The sequence below is a fragment of the Actinomadura sp. NPDC000600 genome (assembly GCF_040492135.1).
In the GTDB taxonomy this organism is placed as follows: Bacteria; Actinomycetota; Actinomycetes; order Streptosporangiales; family Streptosporangiaceae; genus Spirillospora.
Genome location: NZ_JBEUPD010000005.1, coordinates 13,890 through 33,129 on the forward strand (window position 1 = coordinate 13,890; position 19,240 = coordinate 33,129).

Genomic DNA, 19,240 nt, shown 5'->3' on the forward strand with positions numbered 1-19,240 from the left:
GGCGCGTCGCTCAGAGAGCGGCGATGACCCGCGCCCTGTGCTCGGCCACGGTGCCCCACGCCGAGTACAGGGCCCGCGCCTTGCGGATCCACAGCGACGGGTCGTACTCGTCGGTGTAGCCGATCGCGCCGTGCACCTGGAGTGCGGTCTTGGCCATCCCGTAGGACGCCTCCGACGCGGCGACCTTCGCGGCGGAGACGTCCCGCGCGAAGTCCGGCGTCCCGTACGACAGCGCCGCCCCGTACACGAGCGGGCGGGCGAACTCCAGCTCGACCATCGCGCTCGCGAGATGGTGCTTGATCGCCTGGTACTCGCCGATCGGGCGCCCGAACTGCTGCCGCGTCTTGGCGTACTCGACGGACACCTCCAGCAGCGCCTGCCCGAGCCCCACCTGCTGCGCCGCGCACAGCAGCACGCCGAGGTCGGTGAACCCCCCGCCCTCGGGGACGCGGAACAGCCGCCGCGCCGGGTCGAGCGACGCGACGGCCTCCCCGGCCGCCTTCCGCTCGACGCCGTCGACGGTGAGCACCAGGTCGGCGACGTCGGCGTCCAGCGCGTGCGGGACGGCGAGCGTCACGACCGCCTCGCCCTCGGCGATGCGCTGCGGCCACGGCGACCCGTCCAGCAGTTCGGCGGCGGCGAACGTCTCCACGTAGGGGCCGGGCGCGGCGGCCCGGCCGAGCTCCTCCGCGGCGACGGCCAGCTCGACCGGCAGCAGCCCGGCGCCGCCGGCCTCCTCCGGGACGGCCACCGCGAACGCCCCAGCCTCGGCGACCGCCGACCACAGCGCGCGCCCCGGCCCGGCGTCCCCGGCCGCCCAGGCGCGGGCCGCCTCGGCGGTGCCGGGGCCGCCCAGCAGCTTGCGCAGCGTCTCGCCGAACATCCGCTGCTCGGCGGAGAGAACGAACTTCACCGGGACCCCCTCGGCAGGCCGAGCAGCCGCTCGGCGATCACGTTGCGCTGGATCTCGTTCGTGCCCGCGTAGATGGGGCCGGCCAGCGAGAACACGTAGTTCTCCAGCCACTCCGACTCCAGCTCGCCGTCCGGGCCGAGCAGGTCGAGCGCGGTCTCGTGCAGCGCCACGTCCAGCTCCGACCAGAACACCTTGTTCAGGCTCGACTCCGCGCCGATGTCGTCGTCCCGCGAGACCGTCTCGAACCCCTTGAGCCGGTAGGCCCGCGCCCTGATCCAGGAGTCCGCGACCCGGTCGCGCAGCGCGTCCCCGGAGGCGTCCGCGCGCTCCTTCCACAGCTCGACGAGCCGCTCGGCCGCCGCGGTGAACCGCCCGGGGCTGCGCAGCGTGAGGCCGCGCTCGTTGCCGGCCGTGGCCATCGCGACCCGCCAGCCGTCCCCGGCCGCGCCGATGACGTCCTCGTCGGGGACGAAGACCTGGTCGAGGAACAGCTCGGCGAACGCGGGCTTGCCGTCCAGCCGCCCGATCGGCCGGACCGTCACGCCCTCGGCGTCCAGCGGGAACATCAGGTAGGTGAGCCCCTTGTGGCGGGACGACTCCGGATCCGACCGGAAAAGCCCGAACCCCCGGTCGGCGAACGCGGCGCGCGAACTCCATGTCTTCTGCCCGTTCAGCAGCCAGCCGCCGTCGGTGCGGGTCGCCGTCGACCGCAGTGCGGCGAGGTCGCTGCCCGCGCCCGGCTCCGACCACGCCTGCGCCCAGATGACCTCGCCGGCCGCCATGGGGGGCAGGATCCGCGCGAGCTGCTCGGGCGTGCCGTGCTTGAGCAGCGTCGGCGCCAGCAGGTTGATGCCGTTCTGGCTGACCCGCCCCGGCGCGCCCGCCGCGTAGTACTCCTCCTCGAAGACCAGCCACTGCAGGACCGAGACGCCGCGCCCGCCGTACTCCTCCGGCCACGAGACCACGCCCAGCCGCGCCGCGCCGAGCGTCCGCTCCCACTCCCGGTGCGCCGCGAAGCCCTCCCCGGTCTCCAGCGACGGGAGCGGCCGCGCCGGGACGTGCTCGCGCAGCCATGCCCGCACCTCGCCGCGGAACTCCTCGTCCGCCGCCCCGAACTCAAGATCCATGCGACCCTCTTTCTAACAACTGTTTGGTAGAGTAACCGCCCCCTCGCACCCCCGTCGCCCCCTCCCGCCCAGTGAGATCCCCCGGGTGGCGAAAAATCCCCTGAGAACCGCGATTCCCGTTCCTAAGCTCGTCGCATGGGGCATCCGGCGCAGATCGTCATCATCGAGGGCGGCGCCCAGCGGGTCGTCTACGACAGGTGGGGCGGCGCGCCCGGGATGGAGTTCCAGATCCTGCTGGACCGCGAGCGGTTCACCATGGACCGCCTCGGGGACTGGCATGACGACCGCTGGAACCCGGGCTCGGACGCCGTCTATCTCGTCGACCACGACCGGCGGGTGCTGCTGCTGTCGTTCATCTACCTCTATGACTTCCCGGACGAGCAGGCGTACCGCACGCTGTTCCTGAGGCTGGTCCGCCACGTGTGGAAGGGCTGGCAGGTCGACTGGGCGTACAACGGCGTCGAGGACGTCGTCGCCTATCTGGCCCTCGACATGTCCGTCCTCGGCGCGCCACGCCTGAGCGATCCGGACTTCGAGGGCAGGCTGCGGTTCACGCCTCGTACGAGGCCCAACCTGAGGATGCCGGAGATCTCGCCCCGGCGCGCCGGGGATCGGAACTACTGCCTGGTGACCGTGGAGGACGGAACCCGCGTCCGCGCCTACGGTGTGACGCCAAGCTACGACAACCTCCTCAAGGGCGGCCCCCGTGTCCTGGACCGCCTGCCCGAGGCGGCGCGCATGACCCAGTGCGGGAGCCTTCCTGGTTCAGGCGTCCACTTCGACCTGACCACGGAGACCGGCGGGTACTGGACGCACGGCTTCATCCACGGCCCGCTCCATGAGGTGCACTGGTCGTGGCCCGGCTGGCGGTGGCGGTTCTGGGAGGACGACCACACCGTGCAGCGCGCGCTGGCGGGCGTCGAGGTCGCGATCCCCGACCCCGGCGTGGACACGGCGATGGCCGAACTCGTCAGGGTGTGGACGGAACGGCTCAACTGGGATCCCGACCTCGCCCAGGAGTTGCTCCGCGAGGTCCTCGCGCGTCCACGGCACGAGAGGGTCGCAGCGCTCGCCGACGCGATCTTCCTGCTGAGCGACTGACCCGTGCGGCTGCGGACGCGGGTGACGCCGGGGTCTGTCGGAGACGGCGGCGCGCGGTTAAGATCGCGCTCTAGAATCACGTTCGGAAGCTCCGGAGGGCCCATGGCGAGGATCATCGAGCACGGCACCTGGAGCCTGGAGCCCGCGGACGAGGGACTGCACGACCCCGGCCCCGAGCCGCTGTGGAACGAGTCCTACTACTTCGACTTCGCCGCCCCCGACGGCTCCGTCGCCGGCTACGTGCGGCTCGGGCTGTACCCCAACTGGGACCGCGCCTGGTACTGGGCCGCGCTGGTGCGCCCCGGCCGTCCGCTCCTCCTCATCGCCGACAACGACGCCCCGCTGCCCGAGCGGGGAACGACGGACGTCCGCACCGAGACCTACACGGCGACCCAGCAGATCACCGACCCCTTCGGCCCGGCCAGGGTCGCCCTGACCGGAACCGCCTCCGTCCTCCCCGACGCGACCGCGGCCTACGGCGACGTCAGCGGGGCCGAGACCATCGGGCTCTCGTTCGACCTGCGCTGGGACACCGCCGGCGGCGTCTACCCCTACAAGGACATCCCGCGCTACGAGGTCCCGTGCTCCGTCTCCGGCCTGGTCAGCGTGGGCGGGGAGAAGATCGCCGTCACCGCCCACGGGGAGCGCGACCACAGCTGGGGCGAGCGCGACTGGTGGAAGGTCTCCTGGCTCTGGACGTCCGGCCGCCTCGGCGACGGCACGTTCGTCCACGGCATGCAGGCCAACATCGGCTTCCCGCTCCCGTGGCCGTGCTTCGCCGTCCCGCCGGAGGGCGGCATCGAGCACCGCGACGGCTTCTCCGCCGCGACGACCTTCGCCGGCGGCCTGCCCGCCCGCTCGGACCTCCGCTTCCCGGGCTCGCCCATGACGGTGACCCCGGTGGCCTTCGCGCCCGTCGCCGTGACCTCGCCCGACGGCCGCGAAGCCCGCTTCCCCCGCGCCCTGTGCCGCTACGAGACCGAGGACGGACGGACCGGCCACGGCTGGACGGAGTGGCACCAGCCCCCCGGCTGGGAGGACCACGGCTGGACCCACCTCGCCGGGGAGACCGCATGACCGGGGCGGTGTCCGGCGCCGGCGGACTGACCGCGTCCTGGCTGAGCGGCGCACTCGGCGCGGAGGTGACCGCCGTCCGCGCCGAACCGGTCGGCACCGGCCAGGTCTCCGACAGCCTGCGCCTCCACCTCACCTACGCGGGCGACACCCACCTCCCGTCCACCATGGTGGCCAAGGTCCCGGCGGCCGACCCGTCCAGCCGTGCCGCCGCCCGCACCATTCGCACCTACGAGGTCGAGGCGAGCTTCTACGCCGAGATCGCGCCCACCCTCGACGCCGGTGTCCCCGCCTGCTACGCCTCCGCCTACGACCCCGAACGGGACGAGTACGCCGTCCTGCTGGCCGACCTCGCCCCGGCGCAGCCCGGCGACCAGCTCGCCGGAATCACCCCCGAGGACGCCGCCGCGGCGATCACCGAGATGGCCGCGCTGCACGCCGCCGGCTGGGACGATCCCGACCTGGCCACCCTGACCTGGCTCAACCGCCACGACGCCGACTCGGCGGCCTTCACCGCCGCGATGGTCACCGACCTCTACACCGGCTTCAAGGACCGCTACGCCGCCGACCTGGGCCCCGAGGTCATCGGCCTCATCGAGGACTTCCTGCCGTCCATCGGCGCCTATCTGACCGCCCGCGAAGGCCCGCTGACCCTCGCCCACGGCGACTTCCGCGCCGACAACCTCCTCTTCGGCGGCCCGCGCGCCGCCGTCCTGGACTGGCAGACCGTCACCTACGGCCCCGGCGTGGCCGACCTGTCCTACTTCCTCGGCTCCAGCCTCCCCATCGAGGCCCGCCGCGCCCACGAGAAGGACCTCGTCCAGCGCTACCACGCGGCGCTGACCGCCCACGGCGTCGCCTTCACCTGGGACGAGTGCTGGGCCGCCTACCGCCTCCACGTCTTCCACGGCATCGTCATGGCGATCGGCGCGTCCATGCTCGTCGAACGCACCCGGCGCGGCGACGAGATGTTCCGCACCATGACGACCCGCCACGCCCACCACGCCCTGGACCTGGGCTCCCTCGACCTGACCCGCTGAGGACGCAGGCCATGGCGGCCTAAGCCGGCTTGCGGGCCATTCCGCCCCACAGGGCGGCGGGTGCGGACGCTTCGAGCTCGGAACGAGGGCGCCACCGCGGAACCTGGACGACGCCGGGCTCGATGAGGTCCAGCCCGTTGAAGAACCCGGAGACCTGCTCGCGGTCGCGCAGCGTGACCTTCTCCGCCGAGTCCTTGTTCATGGCCCGCGCGAACGCGGCCATCTCCTCGGGGAAGATGTCCTTCGCGGTGTGGGAGACCACCAGGTGACTGCCCGGGGGCACGGCGGCCATCAGCGTCTCCGCGATCCCGTAAGGGTCCGCCTCATCCGGAACGAAATGGAGTACGGCGATGAGCATGACCGCCACCGGCCGGCTGAAATCCAGCGTGCGGGATGCCTCCTGCAGAATCTTGCCGGGCTCGCGCAGGTCGGCGTCGATGTAGTCGGTCGCGCCCGAGTCGGTGCTCCTTAGGAGCGCCTCGGCGTGGGCCAGCACGATCGGGTCGTTGTCGACGTAGGCGATCCGGCTCTCGGGCGCGATCGCCTGAGCCACCTCATGGGTGTTGTTGGCCGACGGCAGCCCGGTACCGATGTCCAGGAACTGGCGGATCCCGGCCTCTTCGACCAGGCACTCCACCGTCCGCGCCAGGAACGCGCGGTTGGCCCGCACGGACTTGACCGTGCTCGGGAATGCCTTCAGACCGGCCTCGGCGGCCGCCCGGTCGGCGGCGAAGTTGTCCTTGCCGCCCAGCCAGACGTCGTACACCCTGGCGGGATGCGGAATGCTCGTATTGAACCGGGAGAGCTTCTCCTCACCCGATGATTCTCCAGGCCGATCCGACGCCACGAACGTCTCCTCGATCAACGCCATGTGAAATTGCTCGAACCACCCTATATCCGCCAATGCCGACGATGGTGTCGCAGAGCAAGCGCGGCGCATACGACCTCTGATGTACTGGCCGCAGCCCGGTCGGCGGGCGGCTTCCAGGAGGGGACGCATGGTGAATGAGAACACCGCCCGGCTGGCGGTGCTCATCGACGCCGACAACGCCCAGCCCGCGAACGTCGAGGCGCTGCTGGCCGAGATCGCGAAGTACGGCACCGCGCACGTCAAGCGCGCCTACGGCGACTGGACCGGCTCCAACCTGCGGGGCTGGAAGCAGCATCTGCTCGACCAGTCGATCCAGCCGATCCAGCAGTTCGCCTACACCAGGGGGAAGAACGCCACCGACGCGGCGATGGTCATCGACGCGATGGACCTGCTGTACTCGGACCGCTTCGACGGGTTCTGCCTCGTCTCCAGCGACAGCGACTTTACCCGCCTGGCCGCGCGCATCCGCGAGTCCGGCCTGACCGTGTACGGGTTCGGCGAGCGCAAGACGCCCAAGCCCTTCATGGCGGCGTGCGACAAGTTCGTCTACATCGAGAACCTGCTGTACGACCAGAGCCCGACCACCCCGACCGCCGAGACGCTCAAACCGGCGCCCCCGACCTCGGCCGCCAAGCTGAAGCAGGACACCGCGCTCGTCAACCTCCTCCGCAACGCCGTCGAGGCGGCGTCCGACGAGGACGGGTGGGCCGCCCTGGGGTCCGTGGGCCAGATCATCACCAAGCAGCGCCCCGAGTTCGACTCCCGCAACTACGGCTACACCAAGCTCAGCGAGCTGATCGCCGCGACGACCCTGTTCGTCCTGGACCGCCGAGGCCCCGGCGACGGCAAGGGAAACACCATCTACGTCCGCGACAAGCGCCACCAAGACGGCAAACCGTCCTAAGAGGGGCGGAGCGGGGGGCATGGCGCAGGCTCTCTTGCATGAGCTTTCGACCTGCGCGGGAGCTGAATCAGAACACGATCTGATAACCTGACGGTATGAGCGGCACGATCCATCCAGATTCGGTCACGTTCTCTGACCTGTCCCGCAATCCACGGGCCGTCGCGGAGCGGGCTTCCAGGCTGGGACGGGTGCGCGTCACCCATCGTGATGCGCACGACTTCTACCTGACGGCCGCTGATCGCGAAGACCGACGTGATGAGACGCTGGCCACCGCTTCCAGAATCTTCATCGCTCTCATGAAGCACGACCCGGGCGCACGCGAGTTGCTGCTCGCCATGCCCGACGTGTTCCCCTGGGTGCGCCACCTCAGCACCGACGAGGTTCGCGCGTTCACTCTGGAGTTGGTCGAGGCGCTCTCGGACGCCGCGGAACTCAATCTTGATGCGCCCATCACCGAGGTGATCGCCGGTTGGCGTGCGACCGCCCGCATCAAGGCAGATCCCCAGCAGAGTGAAGAGGCGGTGCGGCCCACGAGCGGTGACTTCGGTCCGGTGGAAGTCCGCCCATGAGTCCCAAACGGGGGGACAGGGTCACGGTTCCGCCTCCGGACGGCCAGTGGGATGTGCGGTTCGGAACGAGTGAGGCGGTGCGCGGCTGGGACGAGTTGTGTCGGCTCGCCTTGGCCAACACCCAGCGATGCTTCGAGATGCTCCGCTCCGAGCCGCGCTCCCGCGTCAACCACGAACGCCAGCATCGGCTTCGTGGAGAGCTTGCGACTCACAGGCACAATGGTCGTGACCTGGAGCAGTGGGAGTACGAGGTCACCAGCGGCGGTCGCGTGCGCTATGTGATCGACGACGAGAAGCGCACAGTGTGGCTTGTCTATGCGTCGCCCCGTCATCCGAAGGACACCGAGAGTTGAGCCGGTGACCTTCGCTGGCGGCGCAGCGGCCACGATCGGGGGGGTGCTGCGCCGTGGCAGGGGTTGTCGCCTGTGGTCGCCCGCGGTCACCAGCACGTTGATGTCATAGCCCACCTGGCCGGCATGGTCAGGTGCCGTCTGCGCCCTTGAGGAACTCCCGGATCCGTTCGGGAATGTCGGCGGGCTCGATCCCCAGTTCGGCCGTGCGCTGCCGCCCGTACGCACGAAGGTCGCGCAACTGCTCGGCGAGCCTTACCGAGTCGAGGTGGCGGACGAGGAGTTCGGTGGTCTCCTGGAGATCGATGAGGGGGCGACGGACGTAGCGGTGCGGGGTGGCCCACCAGCAGAAGGTCCGGCGGTGCACCCACACGTTGAGGTCGGGGAGCACCAGGACGGACATGCCGTCATCGGCGGTGTTGCGCGTCCCCTCGAAGCCGCGGCGAGTGAGGTTGAGGAGCAGGTGTTGCGCGGCCGTCCCCGGGTGGACCCTGTAGTGCAGTCCGGGCCACTCGCGGGGCAGCGGAAGCGCGAACCAGACCGCCTTGCCGTAGACGGGGACGGTGCTGACGCGTGAGCGCGTCGGCGCGCTGCCCCAGTCGGAGGTGACCTCGCGGACGAGTTGGAGGCCCTTGCCGTGCTCGTCCAGTAACCCGGCCCCGGCCGCACGCGGTGTGGACGCCCGCTCGCCGTCGAAGACGGAGACGATGAGCTGAGGTGACGGGACGGTCCGCGCCCAGATCCAGAGTTCCGGCGGGGTCGGGGGCCGGTCGCTTCGCGCGGTCCCGGCGTGCCGCAGCGCGTTGGTCGCGGTCTCGGACACGGCGAGCTTCCCGTCCTCGATCACGTCCCGGTCGAGCCGCAGCTCCGACATCGCCTGGTGAAGGAGACGACGCGCCGCCGCCGGCCCGCTCTCGTCCCCCGGCAGCCGCCACGCGCACAGCCCGCCCGTCACCAGTCCCCAAGCCCCCTTGACCTCCATCGAGCCTGCCTCCCAATGATCACAGTTCGTGTGCGTCTCATTACGTGTCGTGTGGATGGCTCGATAGTGACTGACGCAACGTTAAGATGCAATCCCGTTTCGAAAACTCATATGCAGTGACCGAAAAGACTGTGTGTGTGGGATCGACCACGCAATGCGAGCTTGCGAGTGCAGAATGACCACTGACCACCCAGGAGGTGCCCTCATGCCACGCCCCGAGAGTCCGACCGTCCGCCGGATCATGCTGGGCATCCGCCTTCGCGCGCTGCGGACCCGAGCCGGCGTCGCGGCGGACGACGCGGCACGTCACATCGCCCGGACGGACTCGACCATCAGCCGGATGGAGACGGGGCAGAGTTCGGTGTCCGCCCGCGTCCTCGAACGGCTCGTGGAGCTGTACGGTGCGACGCCGGACGAGACGGCGCAACTCACCAAACTGGCCAAGGCGGCGCGGCAACGCGGCTGGTGGCAGCGCTACGACGAGGTTCTGCACCCCGGCTTCGGGCTCTATCTCGGCCTGGAGGCCGAGGCCACGGAGATGCACGCCTACGCCAGTGAGTGGGTACCTGGCCTCCTTCAGACCGCGGAGTATGCCCACGCGGTGCTATCTGTCGAGCCTCGACCGCCATCGAACGAGGAGATCCGGGCGCGTGTTGAGGCCCGGCTCGCCCGCCAGGCGATTCTCAGCGGAGATGCCCCTCTTCAGTACTGGGTCGTGCTCGATGAGGCGGTTCTACGTCGCGCTGTTGGAGGGGCCGGGGTCATGGCCGAACAGTTGCGCGTTCTTGCGTCCCTGGCTCGGCGCCGCAACATCAAGTTGCAGGTCCTGCCGTTCTCGGTCGGAGCTCACCCGGGGACGTGCGGTTCGTTCACAGTGCTCACACTCGACCTGGGAGACGCTGCCGTGTCTGAGTACGCGTATGTCGAGAATCGGGCAGGAACGCTGCTGATGGACAAGATGCCCGAGGTTGAAACCCACCGGTTGGCGTTCGACTCCCTGCGAGCCCAGGCGTTGAGTCCGAGAGACTCAATCGCCATGATTGAGAATATTGCCGCAGAGTGGGACGAAGCAGGGAGGTTGGGTGCGTGAACGTCGGTGCGTTGTCCGGCATAGCTTGGCGCAAGAGTTCGCACAGCGGTAGTACTGGGGGCGACTGTGTTGAAGTCGCCCGACTGGGTGCCAGGCAGCTCGTGAGGGACTCCAAGGACACCGGAGGCGGCGTCCTGGCCTTGAAGCGCGACGTGTGGGCAGCGTTGGTGGTGCAGATCAAGCGGGGCGCATACGACCTCTGACTTCGCTCCAGTGAAACGCCGCACCCCGGGCTGGGGTGCGGCGTGTTGCGCTGCGGGCGGAGGACGCCGCTCGTGCCGTGGTCAGCGGTTGGTGGGGGAGCCGCAGCACTTCTTGTACTTGCGGCCTGAGCCGCACCAGCAGGGGGCGTTGCGTTCCGGGGGCCAGTCGAGGGTGAGGGCGCCTTCGCGGATGCGGTCCATCAGGTGGTCGGCGCGGGTCTGCTGGTCCTTCGGGTCGCGGTCGTGGTCGTTCGCGTACTTGAGGAGGTCGTCCACCGTCGTCGGGAGGATGCACAGTCTGGACGCGCCGATCTCGTCGCTGGAGGCGCGCCAGCCGCGTTCGACGTCGCGGAAGTAGCCGGACGCGTCGGTGGGGGCGGTGCCGTGGACGAGGCCCTCGGCGAAGGCGCGCTCGACGTCCGTGCGGACGAAGAACGAGCCCGCGTTCGGTTGGGACGGGGCCGCGGCCCTCTCGAAGAGCTCGACCATTTCGGCCTGCTGGTCCTCGGTGTGCAGGTCGATGTCGTCGGGCGGGAGGCCGAGCGCCTGGCGGACGCGCTGCCGTCCCCGCAACTCGGGCCGGGCGAACAGCTTGGCCTCGGCGAGTTCCCCGTCGTCCGCCATGACGTCGCGGCACGCGATGTTGAACCAGGTGAGGGCCTCTTCGAGTCGTCCCTGCGCTTCGAGGAACTCACCGACCAGCTCGGCCGGCCCCGGGTGAACGTTGGCGCGGCCGAGTCGGGTGATCTCCGCTTCCGCCTCATCGGTACGGCCGAGGTCGGCGAGCAGGGAGATCTTTTCCACGGTGGCGAACTGGGCGTCCTCGTCACCTTCCGAGGCGATGAGGTCGCCGTAGATCCGCAGTGCACGGTCAGGCTCGCCCGCGTCGGACCAATGCCTGGCGGCTTCGATCAGGATCTCCGCGCGCTCCTCCGGATACTTCGCGGCGTCATGTTCGAGATTCTCGGCGAGGCGTCGTGCTCGTTGCCTGGAGTCCGTCACCGGGCCACCGTACCCTCAGGGGGCCAGGTCGGTGAGGAGGTCGGCGAGAACCTGCTCCTCCTCTACGCGGACGGCGCGGTCCCTCATCGCGGTGGCTAGAGACGGGTCCCAGGGGGTCGGGACGGGACGGCCCGCCAGGGGCGTGTCCGAGGACGCCTTGAGAAAGGCGGACGCGTCGTAGCGCCAGGGCTGCCAGCCGATGCGGCTGTGCACGGCGGCGGCGATGGCGACGCCGCCCCAGTCGAAGTCGCCGTGGTAGGCGAACTCGGCGCCGCCTCCGGCGAGGAGTTCCAGCAGGCGCCAGACCGCCATTGACGGACGGCCGTTGCAGCAGACGAGCGGCGGGCAGGCGGAACCCAGCGCGTCGGCCGCGGCGGCCACCACGACCGGGTTCTCGCAGATGCGGACGAGGCCGGCCCTCATAGGGGCCGTGTGGCGGCGCAGTTGGCGGAGCGTGAGCGACACAGGTTCGCCGCGCATGGCGGCGAGCATCCGGCCCATAGGTGTGTGCGCGTCGCCGGGCAGGCCGAGGCACAGGACGGTGGAGGAGAGTTCGTCCAGGTGCACGCCGACGGCCGCCCAGGTTTCGCGGCGGGCCTCGGCGCCGCCGTCCGCGCGGAACGGCAGGCCGGCGAGGGCACGTGCGGACGAGAGGGCCAGGGTGGCGAGCGGGCCGTCGTCCAGGGCGTGGGCATGCCCGCAGGTCTCGGCGGCGAACTGGCCGAGAGGGATGTCGGGGGACGGCAGGCGGCGCAGCACGGCGGCGAGGCGGCGGAGCACGTCCGCCGCTTCGGCGGGGCCGGACGTCAGGCGCCGGACGAGGCCGGTCGCGTCCAGCCAGGCGCGCCACTCGGCCAGCTCGGGGCGGTAGGCGAGGGCCTCGTCCAGCGGGGCGAAGGCGTCCCGCCACGCGGCGGCGATCGCGGCGTTCTCGCGGGCTAGATCGCGGACGGGGCCGTCCAGGAGTTCGACGGCGGCGGCCAGGCCCTCCGGGGACGCGCCGCTGGCGCGCAGGACGCGGTCGACCTCGGGGAGCGGGACCGACAGCGATGTCCCGGCGCCGGCGCGGCGGCCGAGCAGCAGCTCGGCCGCGCGGCGTTCGGCGGACGTGGCCTGCGCCAGGGTCACCTTCCCCGTGAGCGGCGCGCCGCGTTCCAGGCGGGAGCGGACGCGCTGCACCAGCCATGCGGTGTCCGGCCCGCCGAGCAGCCGGCGGAGGCGGTCGGTGTCCGTCATTCGAAGATGTCCGTCTGTCCGGTCGCCGGTTCGGGGACGGGCAGGTCGGCGCGGGTGCGTTCGCGGCCGTCCCAGCGCCACGGTGTCACCAGGACCGCGTCGATGCCGTCGCGGCGGGACAGCTGGCAGATCGACAGGCCCGGCACCTGCGGGTAGCAGCCCCATTCGCGTTCGCTCGTCATGACCACGTCCATGTCGAAGGTGGCGAGCAGGCCGAGGCATTTGGCGCGGGAGTCGTCGTCCACGCCGGCGAACGCCTCGTCCAGGGCGACGAGGCGGGGCGCGTGGGGGTTGCCGGCCGACTTGTAGTGCGCGGACGCGGCCGCGAAGAGGGGGACCGAAGCGGCCAGCACCCGTTCGCCGCCCGACGCGGGGCCGGTCGCGGGGCGCCATTGCCCGTCCTGGAGGCGCTGGATCGTGAACGCGTGCCACGACCGGTAGTCCAGCGCACGGGTGAGCTGCTCGGTCCAGCCGGACGCCGGGTTGTCGGCGTGCTCGCGTGCGATCTGCTCCTGGAGGAACCGGCCGACTGCGGCGCGGTCGTCGACCGACCAGGCGTCGATGGTCTGCCGCAGCTTCTCCCGGACGCGGTCGAGGCCCTCGGGGGCGTCCTTCGCGGGCTTCCAGACGAGCCGCAGCCGCATCCCGGTGGACGTCGGGCGGGACGTCAGCTCGGCGTTCATCTCCCGCACCTCGTCCTCGGCGGCGGCGATGAGCTCCTGGAGGGTGCCCGCGACCTCGTTCAGCAGGTGGTTCTCCAGGATCTCCCGCTCGCGCGCTGACAGCAGGCGGGCGCGCTGCTCCGTCTCGGCTTCGAGCGCCTCCGCGAGCCCGGGGACGTCGCGGGTGCGGCCCTGGAACAGCACGTCCACGACCATGATCCCGTCGTGGACGGTGAGGCCGACCGAGTGCCCGTGCCGGGACATCGCGTCCGACAGCAGCTTGTGCTCCTCGGAGACCCGCTTCTGGACCCGGTCCCACGGGCCGTCGCCGTCGTCCACCGCGTCGAGTTCGGTGTTGACGGCGCGGGCCAGGAGGACGGCGGGGTTGGGTGCCCATTCCTGGGACGGGTCCGGGACGTCCAAGGCGGGCACGGCCACGGCCAGCAGGCCGGTGGCGGTGAACGCGCGGAATTCCGCCACCGCCTTGTCGCGGACCTCGGCCGCCTCGGTGATCTGCTCGCGCAGCCTGTCGCGGGCCTCCTCGGCCTTGCCGCGTTCCGCGACCGCCGACCGCTCCCGGTCGCGGGCCCGCGACTCGGCGCCCTCCCGGTCGGTGATGGCCCGCTTGACCTCCTCCAGCCGCCGGAACAGCTCGTCGACGGCGGCTCCCGCCGTCTCGACCAGCGCCCGGTGCGCCTCGGCGGCGGCGTCGGCCTGCCCGCGCGCTTCCGCGGCCTGCTCCGCCTCCTCCGCCAGCCGTTCCCGGACGCGCGCAAGGTCCCCGGCCGCATCCTGGGCCGACTCCCTCGCGGCCAGCAGGGTCTGCGCCGCGGGCCACAGCTCCGCCAGCGCCATCCGGTAGCCGCCGACCGCCTCGCGCACCCGCGCCAGTTCCGGTCCGCCATCGGGCAGGCCGACGTCGGAGGCGAACTCGGCTGCCCGTTCCGCCGCCGCCGAGACCTCCTCGCGGCGCCGTGCCACGGCCTCTTCCGCGTGCGTGTGCTCGCCGTCGAGCTCCCGCCGCCTGCGATGCTCGCCGGCGAGCCGGACGTGGGCCTCGCGCAGCGCGGTGTCGCGGGGAACAGCCCGGTGCTCGGCGGCCAGCGTCTCCCGCCGCGCCGCCAAGCCGTCCAGTTCCGTGCCCAGTGCCGCGATCCGGGACCGGGTCTCGGCGAGGTCGGCGCGGAGCCGGGCGATCCGGGCCCGGCGGGCGGCCTCGCGGGCGCCCTCGCCGATGAAGTCGGCGCTGTCCTTGCGCCAGGTACCGCCGAGGACGCCGTTCGCCCACCGGCCGTCCACAGCGACCCACGCCCGCGCGCCCGGACCGAGCCCCAGCCCGGCGAGGACGGCGTGCACCGCGTCGGCGGTGAGCGCGGCGGCCTGCGGGTCGGCGCGGTCGATCGCGGGCCGCAGGACCAGGGCGCATGACGGCCCCTGGGCGGCCTCCCCGGTCAGCACGAACGTGTCGTCCGTGCCGAGCAGTGCGCCGTCAGGTGTCACCCAGGCGTCGAGGATGCCGGAGGCCTCCAGCGCGGCCTCCAGCCCGGCGCGGTGGTCGGCGGGCACGGTCTCGGCGAAGTCGACGACCTTCCACAGCGGCGCGCCCGGCCGGCCCTCCCGGGCGGCGGCGCGCGTGTACGGGACGGGCGGCGCGTCATGCGCGCCCGCCTCAAGCCGCCCGATCTCCTCCAGCAGCGAGGTCTCGGTTGCGCGTTCGGCCCGCAGCCGGGACTCCGCGTCCGCGACCCGGCCGCCGAGCGCGGCCGTGGCCTCGCGGGCGGCGTCGTCCACGGCGGTCGCCGCGGGATTGCGCCCGTCGGCGGTCTCGGCCCACTCCTCCAGCTTCGCCAGGACCGCGTCCGGGTCGTCCACCCGGATCTCGGCGAGCCCGGCCAGGTAGCCGACGTAGGCGTCCAGCAGGTCCGCCGCACCCGCCCGCGTCTCCGTTTCCGCCGCGGAGATCCGCTCGGCCGCGGCCTGCAGTTCGCCGACCAGCCGCTCCGCCTCGGCGGTGGCGGTCTCCAGCCGGGTCCGCGCGGCGGTGACCGCCGCCATCAGCCGGTCGAGTTCGGTGAGGGCGCGGGAGCGGTCGTCGGCCAGCGCGCCGGTCGCGCGGCGCGCCTCCGTGAGGCCGGCCTCCCAGCCGTCCATGGCGGACGCGTGCGCCGGGCCGCATCCAGCGGCCGCAGCCAGAGCCGCCGAATCGTCCCGGACGGTGCCGAAGGACGACTCGGCCTCGTCCGCCCGCGACCGCGTCGTCTCGGCTCTGGCCTGCTTGCGCGCGGCCTCGCCGGACAGTTCGTCGCGGTCGCGTTCCCGCGCCTTCGCGTGCGCGTCTCGGCGGCGGGCCTCCTCGCCCATCTGCTCGATGCGTTCGGCGTCGCGCATCTCCGGGCTGGCCTCCAGCGCCTGCCGGCGCGCCTCCAGCCGGACCCTGTCCGCGGCCAGCCCTTCCAGAAGCCCGGCCACCTCGGTCAACTCGGTCTCGGCCGCCGCGAACCGCGTCTCGGCCTCGGCGAGTTCACGGTTGAGGTGCTCGTACCTGCTCTGCGTGAGGCGGGGACCGGCGGCCTTCCGCTTCGCGGCGATCCGGCCATACCGGGTGTAGTGCCCGAGGAAGTCCGTCGCCGCCTTGTGCGCCTCCTCCAGGGCGCGCAGCGCGTCCCGCTCCTCGTCCAGGCCCCGGAACGCCTCCGCGACCGTCGTGATCAGCGCCGGGCTGAGCGGCGGCAGCGCCTCCGTCAGCGCCCGCGACAGCAGCCGCTCGTCCGGCTTCTTCGACAGCTGCGGCTGTCTGAGCTGGATCAGCAGGTTGACCAGCGCCTCGTAGCGGTGCTCGCCCAGCCCGAACAGCGCGTCGTCCACGGCCCGCCGGTAGTCCGACGCCCGGTCGTAGACGATGCCGTGGCCGTCCACCGCTTCACGGAGCTTCTCCCGGGTCAGCGACACGCCGGTCTCCGAGACGAGGGAGAGACCGGTGCCGATCCGCTGCGCGGTGACGAAGAACCAGTGCCGGACGATGCCGCGGTCCTTCACCGCCTTCAGCCCGCAGCCGAGCGTCCGGTACTCCGGCGTTCCGTCCGGGTGGAGCCGGCCGAACTCCAGCCACGTGTAGCCGAGCCGCTCCGGATGCGGATGCTTCCCGCCGAGCAGCAGGTTCCATTCCATTCGCTTCTGCCGGTCGCCGTCCGGCTCGACGCGGTGCGGGGATAGCTCGCCGTCCAGCAGGAAGGGCAGCGTCAGCGCCAGCACCTTCGACTTGCCGGTGCCGTTGTTGCCGCGCAGCAGCAGCCGCCCGTCATGGAACCGGAACTCCTCGACGTCGTAGTAGAACATGTCGACCAGCCCGGCGCGCAGCGGCTTCCAGCGCTCCGACGTCGGCAGGGGCGCGTGTGTCACCTTTCCGCCTTTCCTCTGTCGCGGATGGTCGGCTCATCCACGGCGTACCGCGCTATCGCGGGACGCGCCCGGGCCCGGCCGTCCGGGAGCACCTCCACCAGCCGCAGCGCCACCAGCTTCCCGAGCGCGATGTCCAAGAGTTCGGACTCGGCGCCCGGCTCGGTCACGCCCTTGCGCCAGAACGATTTATGCCGCACCGCCGCGTCCCGGACGAACGCCTCCAGCTCGTCCCACCCGGCCTCGGAACGCCCAGCGAGATACTCGGCGACCAGGAGCGTCACGTGCCCGTCGGTGCGCTGCTCGGGCATCCGCACGTCGGTCAGTTCGTCGTCCGGATCGACCATGGCGATCCCCTCCGCCCGCAGCTCGGGCACGAGACCCGTCGCCTCCTCGATCCGGCGGGTGATCGCGACGCGCTGGGAGACGAGGTAGCCGTGCTCGGCGTCGTCCAGGTCGCCGTAGTAAACCACCGGGTCCTCCAGCAGCCGGCGCGTGAGGCGGCGTCGCAGCGCCCGGTTGCGCAGCTCCTCGGTGTCGGGGACGGGCTCGTCGGTCAGCTCGGCGAGCCGCTCCTCGAACCCCGCCGCGGCGACCGTGGACGGCCCGCGCGCCCCGGTCAGCAGCGACGCGAGGACGACCCGGCGCACGTCGTAGAGGACGTCCCCGGACGCCGACAGGTACGACTCCTCGTCGCCGGAGACCCGCCGCAGCACGCCCCAGCCGAGCAGCAGCCGCACCACGGCGACCAGGTCGGCGCGCTCCGCCCGGCTGTCCAGGGTGAACGGGAACGCCAGGTCCGGCTCGGCGGCGGCGTTCAGCACCTCCTCGGCGAGCCGGCCGAGCGTCGTCTGCGCGTCGGCGCGCTCCAGCACCGCCAGCGCCAGGCACAGCACGACGTAGCGGCGCCGCCCGAACGGCTCACCGGCCTTGCCGCGCGCCGGATGCGTCCCGTCGTCGAGCGCCGGCGCCGTCTTGAACAGCCGGGCCGTCTCGGCGTCCACCTGGAGGCGCCAGCCCGTCTCCCGGTTCAGCCAGTTCCGCAGCTCCGACTGATACCGGCGGACGAGGACGAGGTCCTCCGGATCGGACTCGACCGTCAGCAGCGGGCGCTTCAGCAGCGCCCGCAGCGCCGACCGCCGCCGCGCGAGGTCGTCGTCGCTCACGTGCCCGCCCTGCTCAGGTCGGTGATCTCGATGATGTGCTCGGGGCCGGTGAGCACGCCGTCCTCGGTCACGATCCGGATCTCGCCGCCGTCCGGGACGAGCGACAGCCGCACCTCCATCGACCCGTCCCCGGTGAGCGCCTTCACCTCCGTCTCGCCCGGCAGCCGCGCCGCCAGCGCGTCCCCCAGCAGCGCCAGGAACAGGCGGAACGCCCGCGGGTCCAGGACGCCCAGCTCCGACAGCCGCACCGGGCCGCCGGTCCGCAGCCGTGCCCGTGCCGCCGCGGTCTCCGCCGCCTCGCGGTCGGCGCGCTCGCGGAGCAGCCGGCGCAGTTCCGACCGGTCCTGGACGCGGTTGGGCTTTCCGCGCCGCTCGTAGGAGCCGGTCCGGCGCAGCTGCGGCGAGATCCGCACCGGCGGCGCCTCCGCCCACGGCAGCCCCTGCGGGGCCTCCTCTTCCCACGCCGCCACGGTCGCCGCGGTGACGGTCAGGTGCCGCGCGGAGGTCAGCCCGAACGCCGTCCGCCACAACCGGTGCATCGCCTCCTCGTCCGGCGCCTCGGCGAACCAGCGGGCCAATGCCCGGAAGTCGGCGGACCGGTCCGACCGGCCCGAGCGCCGCTCGTTCAGCAGCCCCACCGTGTCCACCAACTGCTTGATCGCGGTCACCGCCGACTGCCGGAGCAGCCGCGCCTGCGACGGGCGGGCCGTCCCGCCGGACACGAACCAGTCGCACAGGCCCCGCCACCGGTTGCGCCACGACACCAGCGCCGCGGCCTCGGCGCGGGCGTACGCCTCGGCGGCGTCCGCGCCCTCCGGGACGGCGTCGGACGCCTCGCGCCGCGCCGCCACCGCCAGCAGCCGTTCGTGGCCGCGCGACTCCACCTCGGCCAGCAGCGCCGCGATCCGGGCGCCCGAGTTGGCGAGGTCGGCGATGAACCGGTTGATGTAGTCGATGAGCCGCTCCTTGTAGGCGATGAACCCCTCCACGTCGCCGTCGGAGAAGTCGATCGCCCGGCGCAGCGAGGCCATGAACGCCTGCGCGTTGTCGGCCAGCGAGGAGAACCGCTCGGCCAGCGCCAGCAGCAGCAGATGGGCCTTGGCCGGATCCGGGTCGGGCTCGCCGGCCAGTGCCGCCAGGGCGGCGAGCTGGTCGGCGATGTCGGCCAGCGCCACCGACTGCAGGACGCCGCGCTGCCCGATCGCCTCCTCGTAGAACGCGATGGCCTGCTCGGCGGCGTGCCCGGCCGGGGTCAGCTGGAACAGGAACCGTTTGCGGTGGAAGTCCTCGACGGTCGTGACGCGGCCGGTGTCGGCGTCGGCGCGCAGGTTGCCCCATTCGACGAGCTTGTCCAGCGCCTGGGCGAGCTGTTCGTCGGTGTCGCGGCGCAGCTCCGCGGCCACGTCCTCGGGACGCAGGTGGACGATGAAGCGCTCCTTGGCCCGCGCGAACGAGCGCAGCACGTCCCGGTAGAGGGGGGCGTTGGGCGCGCTGAGATGCGCGAAGGGCAGTGGTCCGTCCGGCCCCGAGTCCAGATCCGTCACCGCACCATTG

General features: G+C 72.1%; 17 protein-coding genes. 8 read left to right on the plus strand and 9 right to left on the minus strand.

The window, feature by feature from the left end; all coding sequences use genetic code 11:
• Positions 1–10: 10 nt before the first annotated feature.
• Both ABWI07_RS09105 and ABWI07_RS09110 read right to left on the minus strand, forming a co-directional pair.
• Positions 11–913, minus strand: a complete 903-nt coding sequence (locus ABWI07_RS09105) for an acyl-CoA dehydrogenase family protein (protein WP_353818182.1) — start codon at positions 911–913, stop codon at positions 11–13.
• Positions 910–2,040 carry an acyl-CoA dehydrogenase family protein gene (locus ABWI07_RS09110; protein WP_149262582.1) on the minus strand — a complete coding sequence of 377 codons (1,131 nt, stop codon included), beginning with the start codon at positions 2,038–2,040 and terminating at the stop codon, positions 910–912. Before ABWI07_RS09110 ends, ABWI07_RS09105 begins: the two co-directional genes overlap by 4 nt.
• Positions 2,041–2,175: 135 nt before the next feature.
• Between ABWI07_RS09110 and ABWI07_RS09115 the strand changes: the two genes are divergently transcribed.
• From ABWI07_RS09115 to ABWI07_RS09125, 3 genes are all read left to right on the plus strand, one after another.
• Positions 2,176–3,141: a hypothetical protein gene (locus tag ABWI07_RS09115; RefSeq protein WP_353818183.1), complete on the plus strand. Its 966-nt coding sequence runs from the start codon at positions 2,176–2,178 to the stop codon at positions 3,139–3,141.
• A gap of 102 nt (positions 3,142–3,243) precedes the next feature.
• On the plus strand, positions 3,244–4,218 hold the full coding sequence (locus ABWI07_RS09120) for a DUF7064 domain-containing protein (protein ID WP_353818184.1): 975 nt from the start codon (positions 3,244–3,246) through the stop codon (positions 4,216–4,218).
• Positions 4,215–5,255 (plus strand): phosphotransferase, encoded by a 1,041-nt coding sequence (locus tag ABWI07_RS09125; protein ID WP_353818185.1) that lies wholly within the window; start codon positions 4,215–4,217, stop codon positions 5,253–5,255. The genes ABWI07_RS09120 and ABWI07_RS09125 overlap by 4 nt, the downstream gene beginning before the upstream one ends.
• Before the next feature lie 19 nt (positions 5,256–5,274).
• Here the strand turns inward: ABWI07_RS09125 and ABWI07_RS09130 are convergent, their stop codons facing one another.
• The gene (locus ABWI07_RS09130) at positions 5,275–6,126 is read right to left on the minus strand and encodes an SAM-dependent methyltransferase (RefSeq protein WP_353818186.1); all 852 of its coding nucleotides are present in this window, start codon (positions 6,124–6,126) and stop codon (positions 5,275–5,277) included.
• A 127-nt stretch (positions 6,127–6,253) separates the two neighbouring features.
• On the opposite strand from ABWI07_RS09130, the gene ABWI07_RS09135 reads away from it, so the two are divergent.
• From ABWI07_RS09135 to ABWI07_RS09145, 3 genes are all read left to right on the plus strand, one after another.
• Positions 6,254–7,030: an NYN domain-containing protein gene (locus tag ABWI07_RS09135; protein ID WP_353818187.1), complete on the plus strand. Its 777-nt coding sequence runs from the start codon at positions 6,254–6,256 to the stop codon at positions 7,028–7,030.
• 95 nt (positions 7,031–7,125) lie between these two features.
• Positions 7,126–7,599 (plus strand): hypothetical protein, encoded by a 474-nt coding sequence (locus tag ABWI07_RS09140; RefSeq protein ID WP_149262588.1) that lies wholly within the window; start codon positions 7,126–7,128, stop codon positions 7,597–7,599.
• Between the two features lie 77 nt (positions 7,600–7,676).
• A complete protein-coding gene (locus ABWI07_RS09145; RefSeq protein ID WP_235037180.1) occupies positions 7,677–7,952 on the plus strand; it encodes a hypothetical protein in 276 nt (91 codons plus the stop codon).
• Between the two features lie 127 nt (positions 7,953–8,079).
• Here ABWI07_RS09145 and ABWI07_RS09150 read toward each other — a convergent pair whose 3' ends face one another.
• On the minus strand, positions 8,080–8,931 hold the full coding sequence (locus ABWI07_RS09150; protein WP_149262590.1) for an ATP-binding protein: 852 nt from the start codon (positions 8,929–8,931) through the stop codon (positions 8,080–8,082).
• Between the two features lie 205 nt (positions 8,932–9,136).
• Here ABWI07_RS09150 and ABWI07_RS09155 point away from each other — a divergent pair, with 205 nt between their 5' ends.
• Together ABWI07_RS09155 and ABWI07_RS09160 are read left to right on the plus strand one after the other, a co-directional pair.
• Entirely contained in the window at positions 9,137–10,021 is an 885-nt protein-coding gene (locus tag ABWI07_RS09155) for a helix-turn-helix domain-containing protein (RefSeq protein WP_353818188.1), read from the plus strand.
• On the plus strand, positions 10,018–10,224 hold the full coding sequence (locus tag ABWI07_RS09160; protein WP_308800879.1) for a DUF397 domain-containing protein: 207 nt from the start codon (positions 10,018–10,020) through the stop codon (positions 10,222–10,224). Before ABWI07_RS09155 ends, ABWI07_RS09160 begins: the two co-directional genes overlap by 4 nt.
• An 81-nt stretch (positions 10,225–10,305) precedes the next feature.
• Here the strand turns inward: ABWI07_RS09160 and ABWI07_RS09165 are convergent, their stop codons facing one another.
• Genes ABWI07_RS09165 through ABWI07_RS09185 form a run of 5 tightly spaced genes read right to left on the minus strand, consistent with a single transcriptional unit; the run spans position 10,306 to position 19,230 of the window.
• On the minus strand, positions 10,306–11,226 hold the full coding sequence (locus ABWI07_RS09165; RefSeq protein WP_353818189.1) for an SEC-C metal-binding domain-containing protein: 921 nt from the start codon (positions 11,224–11,226) through the stop codon (positions 10,306–10,308).
• A 15-nt stretch (positions 11,227–11,241) separates the two neighbouring features.
• Positions 11,242–12,462 carry a TIGR02679 family protein gene (locus ABWI07_RS09170; RefSeq protein WP_353818190.1) on the minus strand — a complete coding sequence of 407 codons (1,221 nt, stop codon included), beginning with the start codon at positions 12,460–12,462 and terminating at the stop codon, positions 11,242–11,244.
• The gene (locus tag ABWI07_RS09175) at positions 12,459–16,523 is read right to left on the minus strand and encodes a TIGR02680 family protein (protein WP_353818191.1); all 4,065 of its coding nucleotides are present in this window, start codon (positions 16,521–16,523) and stop codon (positions 12,459–12,461) included. The genes ABWI07_RS09170 and ABWI07_RS09175 overlap by 4 nt, the downstream gene beginning before the upstream one ends.
• Complete coding sequence (locus ABWI07_RS09180; RefSeq protein ID WP_353818192.1) at positions 16,520–17,686, minus strand: TIGR02678 family protein; 1,167 nt, start codon at positions 17,684–17,686, stop codon at positions 16,520–16,522. The genes ABWI07_RS09175 and ABWI07_RS09180 overlap by 4 nt, the downstream gene beginning before the upstream one ends.
• Positions 17,683–19,230 carry a TIGR02677 family protein gene (locus ABWI07_RS09185; protein WP_353818193.1) on the minus strand — a complete coding sequence of 516 codons (1,548 nt, stop codon included), beginning with the start codon at positions 19,228–19,230 and terminating at the stop codon, positions 17,683–17,685. The genes ABWI07_RS09180 and ABWI07_RS09185 overlap by 4 nt, the downstream gene beginning before the upstream one ends.
• Positions 19,231–19,240 lie beyond the last annotated feature (10 nt).

What these genes read in the sequence shown, in the direction of transcription:
- ABWI07_RS09140 (WP_149262588.1), top strand. Translation starts at nt 7,126, where the DNA reads ATGAGCGGCACGATCCATCCAGATTCGGTCACGTTCTCTGACCTGTCC.
- ABWI07_RS09120 (WP_353818184.1), top strand. Translation starts at nt 3,244, where the DNA reads ATGGCGAGGATCATCGAGCACGGCACCTGGAGCCTGGAGCCCGCGGAC.
- ABWI07_RS09125 (WP_353818185.1), top strand. Translation starts at nt 4,215, where the DNA reads ATGACCGGGGCGGTGTCCGGCGCCGGCGGACTGACCGCGTCCTGGCTG.
- ABWI07_RS09150 (WP_149262590.1), bottom strand. Translation starts at nt 8,931, where the DNA reads ATGGAGGTCAAGGGGGCTTGGGGACTGGTGACGGGCGGGCTGTGCGCG.
- ABWI07_RS09110 (WP_149262582.1), bottom strand. Translation starts at nt 2,040, where the DNA reads ATGGATCTTGAGTTCGGGGCGGCGGACGAGGAGTTCCGCGGCGAGGTG.
- ABWI07_RS09130 (WP_353818186.1), bottom strand. Translation starts at nt 6,126, where the DNA reads ATGGCGTTGATCGAGGAGACGTTCGTGGCGTCGGATCGGCCTGGAGAA.
- ABWI07_RS09170 (WP_353818190.1), bottom strand. Translation starts at nt 12,462, where the DNA reads ATGACGGACACCGACCGCCTCCGCCGGCTGCTCGGCGGGCCGGACACC.
- ABWI07_RS09155 (WP_353818188.1), top strand. Translation starts at nt 9,137, where the DNA reads ATGCCACGCCCCGAGAGTCCGACCGTCCGCCGGATCATGCTGGGCATC.
- ABWI07_RS09135 (WP_353818187.1), top strand. Translation starts at nt 6,254, where the DNA reads ATGGTGAATGAGAACACCGCCCGGCTGGCGGTGCTCATCGACGCCGAC.
- ABWI07_RS09115 (WP_353818183.1), top strand. Translation starts at nt 2,176, where the DNA reads ATGGGGCATCCGGCGCAGATCGTCATCATCGAGGGCGGCGCCCAGCGG.